Here is a 13,097-nt window from a genome sequence, read left to right on the forward strand (position 1 = left end):
CTATACGGACGGCCTGTTACACCAGGTGTGAGGGTTCATTTTCAAGGCCAAGTTCCTTAAGCGTACTCTTTTTGGGAATACCGTTTTTGTCCAGCCCTTTGTGTTCGTAGAATTCATCGACCATGACATCGAATTTTTCTTTGATAATATATCTTCCGATGACGTCGATGGCCCCCCTCTTAGCAGGTTCGTCATGATAGCGATGATTCAGCACATCACCTTTTTCCGGGTCGTTACGGGTCAGCCCCTCCCGAAGGTTGAACATACGTTCGAGCATGTTGTTTCTTCTTGCGACTTCCCAGATCTCCTCGGGCGTCATCTCAATTCCCGTGTTCAAGTAAAGCACCGTGGGCCAGTTTTCGAAATTGGGCAGGGTGGCTCCCAGGAAAGTGGTGTGGTATTTGCAGATACCCAGACTGTCCACGGCCATGTAGCAGTTTTCCTGCCAAAAGACCTGCCAGGGTTTGCCAATATATTCGGTATGTTCTGAACTTAAGGGGCCGTCATAGGGAATCGGTGTGCTGTAGATTCTGCGCAGAACCTCTTCCGGCAGGTGGTAGAGGTCTATGGCCGGCCGGCTTCTCAGATGGTCGGAACCTCTGGATCCTGTTGCAATATTGAGTGCAAGTGCGGGGGTGGCACGTTCGTCCGAATGCAGGTTGGCCATACCCTTTACCTGGATGAGATAATCAAAGGAGTTTTTTCCCACATCCTTAGAGGCCGGGATACCGCCTTTGGCAAGAACATCGCCCAGCCATCCCTTGCGGTAGCAGATACGCTCGATCATTTCCAGGACAGCTTCATCGTTACCAAAGCGCAAATCAATGCCGTCTGTCTGCTCTTTGGTAAGAAGGCCTTCTTCAAAACATTCCATGGCCCATGCAATCATGCTGCCGGTTTCAAGGTTGTCCATACCGAACTGATCTACAAGATGGTTGCCCGCCAGAACTGTTTCCGCGCTCGTACACCCGACTTCTCCGCCAAAAGCACCCTGGGAAGTGTATTCCGGACCTTCGTCGTATTTACCTTTGTATTTTCCAGACGGGATTTTATACTGGGCCCGGCAGTGAACCTGGCAGCCGAAGCAGCCTGCCATATGATAGGGTCCCATGGTTTCAGTGGCAATATCATCAATGCGTTCCGGTTCGATGTCATCGGCATATTCCAGCTGGTTGTATCTGAAATTTTCCGTCCTGACACCGCCCCAGGAATTGGTGGCGCCCCAGATAAAGGGTGTGCCCAAAGTGCCCTGGGTCTGGCTTACTTTTGCACCGGTGATCTGCTCGATGAACTTTTTGTTGTATTCCAGCGCTTCAACGGGATGGGTGATTTTGACGTCCATGGTGCCGCGGCAGGCAACAGCCTTCAAGTTCTTGGATCCCATGACAGCACCCATACCGCTTCTGCCGCCGGCATTTTTGACACCGGTCATCACGTTGGCATAGGCTACAAGATTCTCACCGGCAGGCCCAATGACAAGACTTTTCACTTCTTTGTCATTCAAATCATCATGAATGGCCCACTGGCTGTCGGTAACGGTTTTTCCCCAGATATTGGCCGCATCCCTGATTTCGATTTTACCATTATTTATATAAATGTAGCTTGGTTTTTCCGCTTTGCCTTTTATGACCAGGTGGTGGAATCCAGCCCAGGCCATTTCAGGTGCAAAAAAACCACCCATGTTGCAGCTTCCCAGAAGTCCGGTAAGGGGTGATTTTGCCATGACATGGGTTCTGGCGGTGGCGGATGCTAAAGTGGCACACAGAATTCCTCCGCTGATGATCAGCGCGTTGTCGGGTCCAAGAGGATCACACCCCTGTTTCGTATGGTTGTATAGCAGGTAGGCGTCAAGGCCTCTGCCGCCCAGAAATTTTTTCCTAACTTCCATAGGTATGGGCTTTACCTCAATGTCGCCGGTGGTCAGATTGATATAGGCGATCTTTCTGTCTAATGCCATGTTATTTGCCCCCTTCTTTTTCAGCCGCTTTTAATTTAGACTCAGTAACTTCTTTGAAACGATCCTGTGCGATCTTTCTGTTAACATCCCAGACTGGTCCCCTGATTCTCGGTAGTGTGGGATTGATCCAGAAAATACGAAACTCCATGCCGCAGGTTGCGCATTTGGCATGATCTGCGCCTTGCTCAGGAACGATGCGCTCCATGCAACTTGGGTTGTGGCACCTGACTTTACCGAATGTCCTGGTTTTCTGCAGACTTTCCGCGCCGGTTAATTCAGCCATTGTTACCCCTCTCCTTTTTTAGTTATCGAAAAAGTTCGCTATGATGTTTTTTGCCATCTGGACTTGTTCACCATAATAAATCTTTTTCCGGTTTTAGACCCTGTTTTTTTATCTTAAATATCAAATAATGAAACACTTTCAGACATCTGTTGCTGTTTTTTGCTTGACATCTGTGATGATCATCTGATATTTGATTATTCAATATAGCGAACAAAACTTAACTTTGTCAAGTTTTAAAATTCAAATGGCTTGACAAATAATTTAAAAAGCTTTCCGTGATAAATGAGGAGGAAAGGATATGACGACGGACCGAAAAATTGCACTTGTGGACCTTGGCCGGTCTGAGGTGGAAACGTTTCCGATATCAATGGATCTTGAACAAAGATTCCTTGGCGGCAGTGGTGTTGCCACCTACCTTTTTTGCAAGCATGCGCCAAAAATGTGTGACCCGGGTTCCGCCGATAATATATGCATCGTCAGTGCGGGATATCTGAGCGGTACTTTGAGTGCGCCCCTTGGGACGGCTGTGTTGACAAGCAAATCCGCTGCCACGGGTCTTATGGCCAGGGCGTGCGTAGACGGTCCCTTTGCAGCGCAAATGCGCCGGGCCGGTTTTGAACACCTGGTGTTGAAAGGACGGGCTGAGAATGAAACCTGCCTGCTGATCCAAGACGGCTGCATTGAGTTTAAAGAGATACCCGGTCTAAAGGATAACGGTTTGTCGGAACAGCGTGCAATGCTCCGTAAAGAGAACCCGGGAATTGAGGCACAGTTGGTCTGTATCCAAAAAAATGGAGACGGTCTGTTTTTTGCCGCAGATGCCTGTTTGGACTTATCCAAGGACGTGGAGGGTATGGAACCGGACAAAAGCGGCGTGGCGGAAGTCTTGGCGGCAAAAAACGTCGTGACCCTGGCCTGCTGCGGTACAATAGAATTGGAAGTAAAAGATCCCGAAGGCATTATTGCCTACGAGAAAAAACATCTTGAAAACATTGATGAATCGCTGATCCAGAACGACCCGGAGCCGGTCATCATTGAGGGTCCGGCAGGATCCGTTAACCTGACGGAAATAAAACAGACCATTGAGCAGTGTCTTGGACTGCCGTCAGGAACAAAGAACTGTACCAACAGCAGTGAACTCAACTTTCAAATCGCGGCTGACAGGATTTTGCTCAATACCGGACTTGCTCTGGATGAAGATGAATTAAAAGAGATTGCCTACCGCTGTATCGCCATGGAACGTATCTATAACCTAGGCGAGGGGATTACCTCAAAGCAAGGGCAGCCGGCCGAGGATTACGGGGAAAACGAATGGACCCGGGAGGCTGTGTTAAAAAAAGAAAAGGTGTTTGAGCCGCTTCGGATTGATGATCTGTGGGGTCGGTTAAAATCTTAAGAATCGTTATAAATTAATATATAAGAATGATGAGAGTCCATGACCATGAAAATACTGATATCAGATCCAAATAAATGCAACGGTTGCAGGATGTGCCAGACTGCCTGTGCAATCGTGAAAGCCGGGGTCTGCAACCCGGAAAAATCCCGTATTCAAGTGATGGAGATGGATGAATGCGACCGGTATCTGCCCCTGGTCTGCCAGAATTGTGAAGACGCACCCTGCATTGCCGCATGTCCCAAAGAGGCCATCAGCAGAATTTATGACCCGGTGATGCGGACCGTCATTGATTACAATAAATGTGTGGGATGCCGGATGTGTCTTAACGCCTGTAGTTTCGGTACCATCGGGTTTGATGAGGAGCGGGGGCGGCCGTTCAAATGTGATCTTTGTGGGGGAGATCCGCTGTGCGTTCAATTTTGCGAGACAGGGGCATTAACATTAAAGGATCCCACCATGATTCAATACGACCAGGCAAGGGTATCCGCGTTAAAACGCACCGGTATGAGGAGATGAATCTTTGATAAATAATAACAGAACAGACGGAGTCAAACGTCATGCGCTATTTTCAAGTAAACGATCAGTGTAACGGGTGCCTGGCTTGTGTCCAGAACTGCCCGGCAAATGCATTGCGCGCGGAAGATGGAGGTGCAAACCGCGTACTTTCCCATAATATGGCACGCTGTGCGCGCTGCGGCAACTGCTATCGTATCTGTCCCCAGGGAGCCATAGAATTTCAATTTATGCTCGAGAACGGCTGGGATGAGGTAAAATCCCTTGAACTTGTCTACTGCAGCGTTTGTGGCGTTCCAATATATACAGTGGATTACAGGCGGACATTATCTGAGAAACTGGGCAAGCCGAGTGAACCGGTTTGTTCCAAACATCGGGATGAGGTGGCCCGGGCTGCAAAGGCCCATTTTCTGAAAGGGCGGTCCCCGGACAAGGGAGGTGTAGTAATATGATCGTCGGCAATCTTAAACCATTGGAAGAAATTACCGCAAGCATAGAGGATTATAAAAATATTTTTGTCCTGGGCTGCGGCGGGTGCGTTTCCGTCTGCCTTACCGGAGGAGACAGACAGGCCCACGAGTTGGCAACGGATCTGGATCATATCCGGCATTACAAAAACGGTAAACCCAAATTTTGTGTGCATACTGTTGAGCGTCAATGTGAACCGGACTGGCTGAAGGAGTATCTGACAATTCCCGAAAATACGGATGCAGTGCTGTCTCTGGCCTGCGGGGCAGGTGTGCAGACAATGGCGTCAGTGTTCGAGTCCCTGCCCGTTATCCCGGCCATTAATACAACGTTCATGGGTTCTAATGTGGAGCCGGGTGTCTGGCAGGAGATGTGTCAGGGCTGCGGGGACTGTATGCTGGGTCATACAGGAGGGATATGTCCCATCTCCAGGTGTGCGAAAACCCTTTTTAACGGACCCTGCGGCGGTTCCAGCAATGGAAGCTGCGAGGTTAATAAAGATACACCCTGTGCCTGGGCCATGATTTACTACAAGCTTAAAGCGACCGATCAGCTCCATTACCTGATGAAAGTCAGGGAGCCGAAAAACTGGCAGCCTGCCGGAAGCGCTGGGCCGAGAAAACTGGTGCGGCCTTTTAATAAACCGCTTTAAGGTAAAGTCCATGGAAATTAATGAGATAGAACTGCTCAGTGTCGGGGTTGATGTGGGATCTTCCACAAGCCATCTGGCTTTTTCAAGCCTGCTGCTTAAAAGAGACGAAACATCCCCCACCCGGCGGTTTCATGTTGTTGACCGCAAGGTCGTTTATGAGGGAGAAATTATCGATACCCCATTAGAGGATCGGGATACCATAGATGTTGAGCGGTTGACCCGGTTTTTTAAAGAGGAATACAGCCGTGCGGGAATCCATCAGGATGATGTCAAAACCGGGGCTGTGATCATCACCGGGGAAACAGCCAAAAAGCAGAACGCGGAAGCGATTGCTGCCGCCTTGTCCAGCGATGCAGGTAAATTTGTCGCCGCAACTGCGGGGCCCAATTTTGAGAGCCTGATTGCGGCGATGGGTTCAGGTGCTGCCGACCGCTCGAAGCAAACCGGTAAAACTATACTTTCCTGTGATATTGGCGGCGGAACATCCAATATGGCCATCTCCTGCAACGGGCAGGTCGTATCCACCAGCAGTATTGCTGTGGGCGGCCGTCTGTTAGCAGTGGATGCCCAAAAAAAGATCCTGCGGACCAGTTATGCTGCCAAAAAGGTGATGACCCATCTGGGGGTACACTATGATGTGGGAGATGTGATCCCTGAAAAATGGCTTGAAAAAATTACTTCCGTACTGGCCCAAACTCTCGTAGAGGTCATGAATGGGTCTGCTGTTTCAGTTCTTGCCAAAGATCTGATGGTGACCGACGACCTGGACTTTTCAAGAAAAATCGATGAATATACCTTTTCAGGCGGTGTCTCTGAATTGCTGTACGGCTGCAATGGGTATCAGCATAACGATATCGGTTCATACCTTGCCGCTGAAATTAAGACGCTGTTCCCAAAGCTTTCCGGACCGGTCATTGAACTTGAAAACAAGATAAGGGCGACGGTTATAGGTGCCGGTGCCCATACATTATCCATATCGGGTTCCTCGGGATTCATGGATGACCAGCTTAAGTTTCCCATGTGGAACGTGCCGGTGCTAAGGGTTGACGTGGAACAGGACAAATTAAGCCATGCCCATATCAAATCTGAAATTGAAAGGTCTTTGAAGCGGTTTGATCTGTCCGAGGGGGCCGAGACCGTGGCGTTCTACTTTAAGGGTCTCACCCACAATTCCTACCAGAAGCTGGTAATGTTTGGTAAAGCCATTGAGTCGGCACTGGCAAATTCAATCGGTAAAAACATTCCCATTATTCTCATTTTTCGGGCTGATATTGCCTGTGGTGTGGGAAATGTCATCCGCCGGGAAACAGGCCTTAAAACTAACCTGCTCACCCTGGATGAACTGGATCTTAAGGATGGTGACTGGATCGACATCGGCGAACCGCTGGTGGACAAACAGGTGTTCCCGGTGACCGTCAAGTCACTGATTTTCCATGACACCCGGAAAGTATGATGCGGTCTGTTTATTTACCGGCAAAGCTTGACAGCGTATAGATAAAGAACAAGGAGAGAACAATATGAGTGAGCTTAAATCAGGCAGTAATTTGGAAAAGGTTCTAAATGCGGGCCATTTCGCTTTCACCGGAGAATGCGGTCCCCCAAAAGGTGCCAATGTCGACCATTTAAATGAAAAATTAAGTCACCTTGTGGGGTATGTGGATGCCGTCAACATGACGGACAACCAGACAGCCGTGGTCCGCATGTCTTCCATTGCCGGCTCTGTTTTGATGATGGAAAAGGGGCTTGAACCCAATTTTCAGATGGTCTGCCGGGACAGGAACCGCCTGGCCATGATGAGTGATATTCTAGGCGCTTATGCCATGGGTATCCGGAATATGCTGTGTCTTTCCGGCGACCACACAAGTTTCGGGAATCATCCCGAGGCAAAAGGTGTCCATGATATTGATTCCATGCAGCTGATTGCCATGGTGAAGAAAATGCGGGACGAGGGCAAATTTTTAAATGGCGAGGATATTGACGTACCGCCGAAACTGTTTATCGGGGCCGCTGCCAACCCGTTTGCGGATCCTTATGAATACCGGGTGTTCAGGCTTGCCAATAAAATAAAAGCAGGTGTGGATTTTGTCCAGACACAATGCATTTTCAATATGGAAAAATTCCGTGATTTCATGAAACAGGCCGTGGATATGGGGCTTCATGAAAAGTGCTATATCCTGGCTGGTGTCACACCCATGAAAAGTGCTCCTATGGCCAATTTCATGTCCAAGTTTGTTCCGGGTATGGATATCCCCGAACATTTGATCAAACGCCTCAGGGGCGTGCCCAAAAAAGACCAGCCAGAGGAAGGTATCAAGTTTGCGCTGGAACAGATCGAAGAATTCAAAGAGATGGAAGGTGTGGCAGGTGTCCATCTGATGGCCATTGAATGGGAACACAGGGTGCCTGAAATTGCAGAAAGGGCAAATGTACTGCCCCGACCGGTTGTTGAATAGAAACCATGGACTCGCAAGGTTATTACGAAACCCTGAAGGTCAGCCGCAATGCAACGGATGAACAGATAAAAAAGGCTTACCGGAAACTGGCCAGGCAGTTTCATCCCGATGTAAACAGTGATGAGGGGGCTGAAACCCGGTTCAAATTAATCGGGGAAGCATATGAGGTTTTAAGAGATGAGGGGAAACGGCGGATCTATGACATGACCGGATTTAAACGGTTCGGCACTTGGGCCGCTTCCAGGTCTGACGGTCAAAACGGAATGCATCAATGTTCCGGTGGTATGAACGGCGGCAAATGCAGTGCTTTTGAAACGCTTTTCAGAAGACGGTCCGGGGTCAGGAAAAATCGGACTGGAACCGGTCACAATGAATTTCTAAAGGCTGACGGACAGGCGACATCTTAAAATCCGGGCGCACTATTTTCAGAATTAAAACAGAAAATGCAGCCCCTGGCTCACTGAGTCCCAGAAAATCTTCGATACCCCTGCCGATTCGAAAATTATTATTACAGGCCTATGGTATTAACCTGCCGCGTCTTGGTTCACAGCATGGGCGTATGAGTAAATAACAGTCAAGGATGGTCGCGATCTTTGCATATTAAGTTGAGCTAATTCTTCCATAAGGCAGCAAGTTATTCTATAATGCACGTTCCGGTATTTTACCGGAGCGCGCTTTTTTTTGTGGAAAGGAAAAATGAATTCAAAAAAGAAATTTGTTATCATCACGGGATACTTTAAAGGAGAGTCCTACGGTCTTTTAGGTCCACAGATGGCAGCCACCGTTATATCTGATAACAGTGAGTATGAGGCGCTTGTCGTAGGAGTGACCAATGAAGATGACAAAACAGATCTGATCACGGCACTGGAAAATCATTTTAGCGGAACCCGGATGGTCATTGGGTTTTCAACCCTTGGCGGAAGACCGGATCTGTTTGATCTGGCAGGAGAGCTTAAAGATAAGGGTGCGGTCACTATTCTGGCCGGGCCACAGGCCAATGTCGATTTTAAAGGGGAAGTGGGTCACGACCGGTTTGACCATCGCTTTAAGGGAATGTCGGACCGATTTACCTTTGCCATACAGGGACCTGTCCAGCAGATCCTGCCCATCCTGGAGAGCGGTCTCGATAGTGATATTTCAGAATTTGATGGTGTCCTGTCCAGGAATAAAGATGGGCAGATAAAGGAGAATCGTCCTGCCCCATGGGAGGATCAATGGCTGTCCAAGGTTGACTGGACCAATATTTACCGGTTAAAGGGAACATCCTTTGCCCGGATGCCGATTACCTGCGGCCAGGTACTCCAGCAGATCGGATGCCCCCATGCTGCAAAAGAAAGAAAAATACAGATTGATTATCCAGCCGATCTTGCCAATGAGACAGGGCCGAAACATGTGACCATCGCCCAGAAGGGGTGCAGCTTCTGTGATGTGGCCCAGGACAAAGGATTTATGGGGGCGGTGGGTGAAGAAGCTGTTAAATCCCAGATGGCATGTTTGCCCGAACAGGCCGACGGCAGCAGGGTCGCATTTGAACTGATCAATGAAAGCCCTTTGCCCAAACTTGATCGTGTCATGGAACTTGCCTGTGAGTGCAGCCTGGAGCTGTCCCAGATTAATTTGACCCTGCGGGCGGATTATTTTCTGAAGGGACAGGAAAATCTGAAGAACACCCTTGAAAAAGCCCAAAAGAAAAACATCCGGATACTGCTGGCCTCCATCGGATTTGAATCTTTTGACGATACCATTTTGAAAAATATGAACAAAGGTGTAACCCGTCAAATGAACCTGGATACCATTAAAACGATCCGGGATTTGAAGCCAAAGTTCCCCTGTCATTTTGGATATCTTAAAGAGGAGGGGGCCAATCACGGATTTATTCACCCAACCCCTTGGGACACACCGGATATCTCCAAGGAAGTTAACCTTACCATTGACATGTACCAGCTGGCCATGGATATTCTTCCCCCTCACAGCACACCGCTGATTATCCACCATGCCTCCGGTCTTGCCGACTGGATACGTCAGATCGAACAACAGGAAAACATTCAGTTTGAAAGGGTCGGCACCACCATCGCCTGGTGGCAACATAAACGTTTGGTGTGACCATGGATGTGCTGATAACGATTATTGCCAGTTTTGTCATGATTTTGCAAAACATCATGGCCATACTGATCCTGCAATTCTACAACAGACAGGTTGGACCGGTATCTTTCTGGAGGGCGATTAAAAAGGCTGTGGGGAACCCGGTTATTTTATCCGCTTTGATCAATAAAAGGAAAAGGGGTCAAATCTTTAGTTAACTCTTGTTGGATGATCAGCAAAAAATCGATTTAGTCTCTAAGCTGTTCAACGGAAAGCCCCATGGCCAAAGCCAGTTTTTCAAGGGTTGAAGTTTTGTTTTCCTGCTCGGTTCTTTCCATCTGGGACAATGCCGCCTGTGTGATCCCGGCTTTCCCTGCCACCTGTTTCTGGGTCATCCCTAAGTGAACCCGCCAGGCTTTGATCAGGTTGTATCCCTTTTTGATAACAAGGCCCACCACTTCATGGGGTACGGTGTCATCATTTAAAAAAACTTTCTGCTCAACCTGTTGATTGCTTCCTGTTATGATCCGTCAATGGAAAAAGTTCCTCCCAAAAGTCTTCTTGGCAAGGCGATCCATTACACTCTCAGCCAATGACATAGGCTCATCCAATATACGACCGACGGAATCATCAGGCCTGATAACAATCTGGTTGAAAATGCCATCCGACCTTTTGTGGTCGGACGAAAGAATTGGCTTTTCTCGGACACCGTTCAGGTTGCCCGGAAAAGAATATGGGGTGATAACAGGGGCAAGGTGTCGACTGGAGGCCGGAAAATTTAACAGGTGTAAAAAAGTTGTGGTGCTGAACAGATCAAAGGGTGAAAAGTGGTCGAAAAAATGACTTTCACACAAAAAGATCACACAATCTTGAAATGATGATTTTGGAAAATTTCGAGAGAGGTTGTGTTTAATGGTCGGGGCGAGAGGATTTGAACCTCCGACATCCTGCTCCCAAAGCAGGCGCGCTACCAGGCTGCGCTACGCCCCGATCTTTTTGTGTTGGATACAAGCAGGCTAACTATCATTTCTGAATAATAAAAGCAAGAAATTTTATGGCTTTGGGTTGTTTTTTTTAAAATAGAGATCAATGCTTTTTGAAATGAGTGCTGCATATTCAGTAAGAATGTTTTCGATTTCATCCGGGTGTTGGGGCAGTGTTAAAACGGATAAAGGTTCAATCAGTATGGCTGGCATGGTTGCGCCTTCAAGAAGAAGGATCGGTGCCCCGGTTGAGAAAAAACGAATCGCGTTTTTGTTGGCGGAAAAAATACTGCAGAAAGAAGTGATTGCTTTTTTGCTTTCAGCTTGATGAAGCAGTGGGTGTGATTTCCATTTGTTGTCTTTAATATGGGGTGGGTGTTTGTAAGATTCAGGTGGGTCAAAATAGTAAAAAAAAGCTGAATATTTGTTTGTTTGATGTAAATGGATGCTGATAAAAAGGTCTGCCTTGTTTTTGTTGGCTAAAAAAATTCTTTCCCGGGCAGATATTGTAATGTTTTGGGTTCTTGTTAAAAGAACATTGTATCGGTTTTCAAGCTGTTGGGCGATTTTTTCAGCAAGCTGCAAGGTGATGGTTTTTTCGTTTATTCCACTGGAAGAGACAATTCCGTTTTGAGTTCCCCCGTGGCCTGGATCAATCACGATAATACGTTGTTTTGTTTGAATTGCTTTATTGCCAAATCCGATGCCTGGGGGTATTATACACGATAGAATGATGATAAATGCTAAAACCTTTTCTTTGGCCAATTTTCTTGACACCTTTATGTATAAGGGTTATCTTAATAAACTTTGTGAGATATGTGTTTTATATATTACATTTTTTTGATTATTTGAAGCAGTGTTTAATATATAAATCAATTTTAATAGAAATGAATACAGGACGGAAAAATGCAGGTAAAAATTGAAGATAAGAGCAGTGTAAAAAAAGTGCTCTCTTTTGAAATCCCCAAAGAGGACGTTACCAAGGAACTCAATAAAGCATACAATGAGTTGAAAAAGAAAGTTGATGTAAAAGGATTCCGCAAGGGGAAAATTCCACGCAAGGTATTGGAAAACAGATTTTCAAAAGATGTTCATGCCGATGTTGCACCGCGCTTAATCCAGGAAGCATTTATTGATGCCATCAAAGATCATGATCTGAATATCGTGGGGGGGCCTCAAATGGATCCGCCGGAATTAGATCCTGAAAACGCTTATGTTTTTGATATTACCGTTGAGGTAAAGCCTGAACTGGATGATATCGAATTTGAAGGTATTGCTCTGGAAAAAACAAAATATGAAGTGTCGGATGGTGAGATAGAAAGCCAGATGTACATGATTCAGAAAACTATGGCGAAAAAAGAGACCGTCCAAGAAGAACGTCCTGTAAAAGAGAGTGATTTTGTTCTGATTGATTACGAAGGTTTTTTAAATGGAGAATCATTTGATAAGACTCCCAAAATTGAAAATTATGTCATGGGAATCGGACAAGGCGGTTTGCCCAAAGAGTTTTCAGAAAAACTGACAGGTGCCATTCCAGTTCAGGATCTTGACATAGAAGTGCCCTATGCCGATGATTATTATGATGAAAATCTGAAAGGCAAGACAATTGTCTACAAGGTGACATTAAAAGAAATTCAAGAAGAAGTTCTGCCTGAACTCAATGATGATCTGGTAAAAGATCTGGGAAAATTTGAAACCCTGGATGATGTAAGAGCCTCCATTCGTGAAAATTTGGGAAAAGGATATGAGCAAAGGATAAAACATGAGATTTCCGAACAGGTTTTTCAAAGCCTTTTGGAAAAATATGAATTTGAAGTTCCTGAAGCAATGATTGAAGGTGAACTCAATGGTATTGCAATGGAAGCAGAACAAGCCTATGCCGCAAATAATACTTCTCTTGAAGAAGCCGGTTTAAGTAAGGATGTTTTACGTACCCAGTATCGTGATGTGGCGGAAAAACAGGCGCGAAGACATTTGATCCTGGACAAAGTCATTACTCAGGAAAAACTCGAGCTTACGGATGATGAACTTGAAAAAAGTTTTGAGGAAATGGCAATGGGAATGAATGCACCTGTTGATGCAGTAAAAAATTATTTCAGCCAGGACCCCAAGCAGCTGGAATATTATAAACATACCCAGCTTGAAAAAAAGGCCGTTGATCTTATAATAGAAAAAGGCAACATTACAGAAGTTGAACCGGATTCACTTGAAGATGTTGCAGAAACTAAAGAAGCGGATATGCCGACAGAAGAAAAAGAGTAATCATTTAACGTGCAACCTGCATTAAGAAAATGAAAACTAAATAATTAT

13 protein-coding genes, 1 tRNA gene and 1 pseudogene are annotated in these 13,097 nt (G+C 46.5%); 10 read left to right on the forward strand and 5 right to left on the reverse strand.

Translation table 11 applies throughout. The features are described 5' to 3' along the window. Positions 1-16 precede the first annotated feature (16 nt). Both TOL2_RS02340 and TOL2_RS02345 read right to left on the reverse strand, forming a co-directional pair. Positions 17-1,957, reverse strand: a complete 1,941-nt coding sequence (locus TOL2_RS02340; protein WP_014955952.1) for an aldehyde ferredoxin oxidoreductase family protein — start codon at positions 1,955-1,957, stop codon at positions 17-19. Position 1,958: 1 nt separating this feature from the next. Continuing rightward, positions 1,959-2,240, reverse strand: a complete 282-nt coding sequence (locus TOL2_RS02345; protein ID WP_041279209.1) for a hypothetical protein — start codon at positions 2,238-2,240, stop codon at positions 1,959-1,961. Between the two features lie 298 nt (positions 2,241-2,538). Between TOL2_RS02345 and TOL2_RS02350 the strand changes: the two genes are divergently transcribed. From TOL2_RS02350 to TOL2_RS02385, 8 genes are all read left to right on the forward strand, one after another. After that, positions 2,539-3,636: an aldehyde ferredoxin oxidoreductase N-terminal domain-containing protein gene (locus TOL2_RS02350; RefSeq protein ID WP_014955953.1), complete on the forward strand. Its 1,098-nt coding sequence runs from the start codon at positions 2,539-2,541 to the stop codon at positions 3,634-3,636. A gap of 45 nt (positions 3,637-3,681) precedes the next feature. Further along, on the forward strand, positions 3,682-4,152 hold the full coding sequence (locus tag TOL2_RS02355; protein WP_158406051.1) for a 4Fe-4S dicluster domain-containing protein: 471 nt from the start codon (positions 3,682-3,684) through the stop codon (positions 4,150-4,152). A gap of 41 nt (positions 4,153-4,193) precedes the next feature. Beyond that, positions 4,194-4,601, forward strand: a complete 408-nt coding sequence (locus tag TOL2_RS02360) for a 4Fe-4S dicluster domain-containing protein (protein WP_014955955.1) — start codon at positions 4,194-4,196, stop codon at positions 4,599-4,601. After that, the gene (locus TOL2_RS02365; protein ID WP_014955956.1) at positions 4,598-5,269 is read left to right on the forward strand and encodes a methylenetetrahydrofolate reductase C-terminal domain-containing protein; all 672 of its coding nucleotides are present in this window, start codon (positions 4,598-4,600) and stop codon (positions 5,267-5,269) included. Before TOL2_RS02360 ends, TOL2_RS02365 begins: the two co-directional genes overlap by 4 nt. Before the next feature lie 10 nt (positions 5,270-5,279). Continuing rightward, complete coding sequence (locus tag TOL2_RS02370; RefSeq protein ID WP_014955957.1) at positions 5,280-6,722, forward strand: ethanolamine ammonia-lyase reactivating factor EutA; 1,443 nt, start codon at positions 5,280-5,282, stop codon at positions 6,720-6,722. A gap of 64 nt (positions 6,723-6,786) precedes the next feature. Then, positions 6,787-7,722 (forward strand): methylenetetrahydrofolate reductase, encoded by a 936-nt coding sequence (locus TOL2_RS02375; RefSeq protein ID WP_014955958.1) that lies wholly within the window; start codon positions 6,787-6,789, stop codon positions 7,720-7,722. A gap of 5 nt (positions 7,723-7,727) precedes the next feature. Further along, entirely contained in the window at positions 7,728-8,129 is a 402-nt protein-coding gene (locus TOL2_RS25735; protein WP_014955959.1) for a DnaJ domain-containing protein, read from the forward strand. Between the two features lie 289 nt (positions 8,130-8,418). Continuing rightward, a complete protein-coding gene (locus TOL2_RS02385) occupies positions 8,419-9,825 on the forward strand; it encodes a radical SAM protein (protein ID WP_041279210.1) in 1,407 nt (468 codons plus the stop codon). A 227-nt stretch (positions 9,826-10,052) separates the two neighbouring features. Here the strand turns inward: TOL2_RS02385 and TOL2_RS25360 are convergent, their stop codons facing one another. After that, positions 10,053-10,262, reverse strand: a complete 210-nt coding sequence (locus tag TOL2_RS25360) for a helix-turn-helix domain-containing protein (RefSeq protein WP_332370616.1) — start codon at positions 10,260-10,262, stop codon at positions 10,053-10,055. An 81-nt stretch (positions 10,263-10,343) separates the two neighbouring features. Between TOL2_RS25360 and TOL2_RS24555 the strand changes: the two are divergent. Then, a pseudogene (locus TOL2_RS24555) lies at positions 10,344-10,529 on the forward strand (IS66 family transposase); the annotation flags it as partial. A 188-nt stretch (positions 10,530-10,717) separates the two neighbouring features. On the opposite strand, the gene TOL2_RS02405 reads toward TOL2_RS24555, so the two are convergent. Continuing rightward, positions 10,718-10,794: transfer RNA gene (locus TOL2_RS02405), tRNA-Pro, on the reverse strand. 62 nt (positions 10,795-10,856) lie between these two features. Next, positions 10,857-11,552 carry an N-acetylmuramoyl-L-alanine amidase family protein gene (locus TOL2_RS23345; RefSeq protein ID WP_014955961.1) on the reverse strand — a complete coding sequence of 232 codons (696 nt, stop codon included), beginning with the start codon at positions 11,550-11,552 and terminating at the stop codon, positions 10,857-10,859. 141 nt (positions 11,553-11,693) lie between these two features. On the opposite strand from TOL2_RS23345, the gene tig reads away from it, so the two are divergent. Then, a complete protein-coding gene (gene tig, locus TOL2_RS02415; RefSeq protein ID WP_014955962.1) occupies positions 11,694-13,049 on the forward strand; it encodes a trigger factor in 1,356 nt (451 codons plus the stop codon). Positions 13,050-13,097 lie beyond the last annotated feature (48 nt).

The sequence above is a fragment of the Desulfobacula toluolica Tol2 genome (assembly GCF_000307105.1).
In the GTDB taxonomy this organism is placed as follows: domain Bacteria; phylum Desulfobacterota; class Desulfobacteria; order Desulfobacterales; family Desulfobacteraceae; genus Desulfobacula; species Desulfobacula toluolica.

Coding starts and splice junctions, on each gene's coding strand:
- TOL2_RS02340 (WP_014955952.1), bottom strand. CDS start 1,957: ATGGCATTAGACAGAAAGATCGCCTATATCAATCTGACCACCGGCGAC.
- TOL2_RS02345 (WP_041279209.1), bottom strand. CDS start 2,240: ATGGCTGAATTAACCGGCGCGGAAAGTCTGCAGAAAACCAGGACATTC.
- TOL2_RS02350 (WP_014955953.1), top strand. CDS start 2,539: ATGACGACGGACCGAAAAATTGCACTTGTGGACCTTGGCCGGTCTGAG.
- TOL2_RS02355 (WP_158406051.1), top strand. CDS start 3,682: ATGAAAATACTGATATCAGATCCAAATAAATGCAACGGTTGCAGGATG.
- TOL2_RS02360 (WP_014955955.1), top strand. CDS start 4,194: ATGCGCTATTTTCAAGTAAACGATCAGTGTAACGGGTGCCTGGCTTGT.
- TOL2_RS02365 (WP_014955956.1), top strand. CDS start 4,598: ATGATCGTCGGCAATCTTAAACCATTGGAAGAAATTACCGCAAGCATA.
- TOL2_RS02370 (WP_014955957.1), top strand. CDS start 5,280: ATGGAAATTAATGAGATAGAACTGCTCAGTGTCGGGGTTGATGTGGGA.
- TOL2_RS02375 (WP_014955958.1), top strand. CDS start 6,787: ATGAGTGAGCTTAAATCAGGCAGTAATTTGGAAAAGGTTCTAAATGCG.
- TOL2_RS25735 (WP_014955959.1), top strand. CDS start 7,728: ATGGACTCGCAAGGTTATTACGAAACCCTGAAGGTCAGCCGCAATGCA.
- TOL2_RS02385 (WP_041279210.1), top strand. CDS start 8,419: ATGAATTCAAAAAAGAAATTTGTTATCATCACGGGATACTTTAAAGGA.
- tig (WP_014955962.1), top strand. CDS start 11,694: ATGCAGGTAAAAATTGAAGATAAGAGCAGTGTAAAAAAAGTGCTCTCT.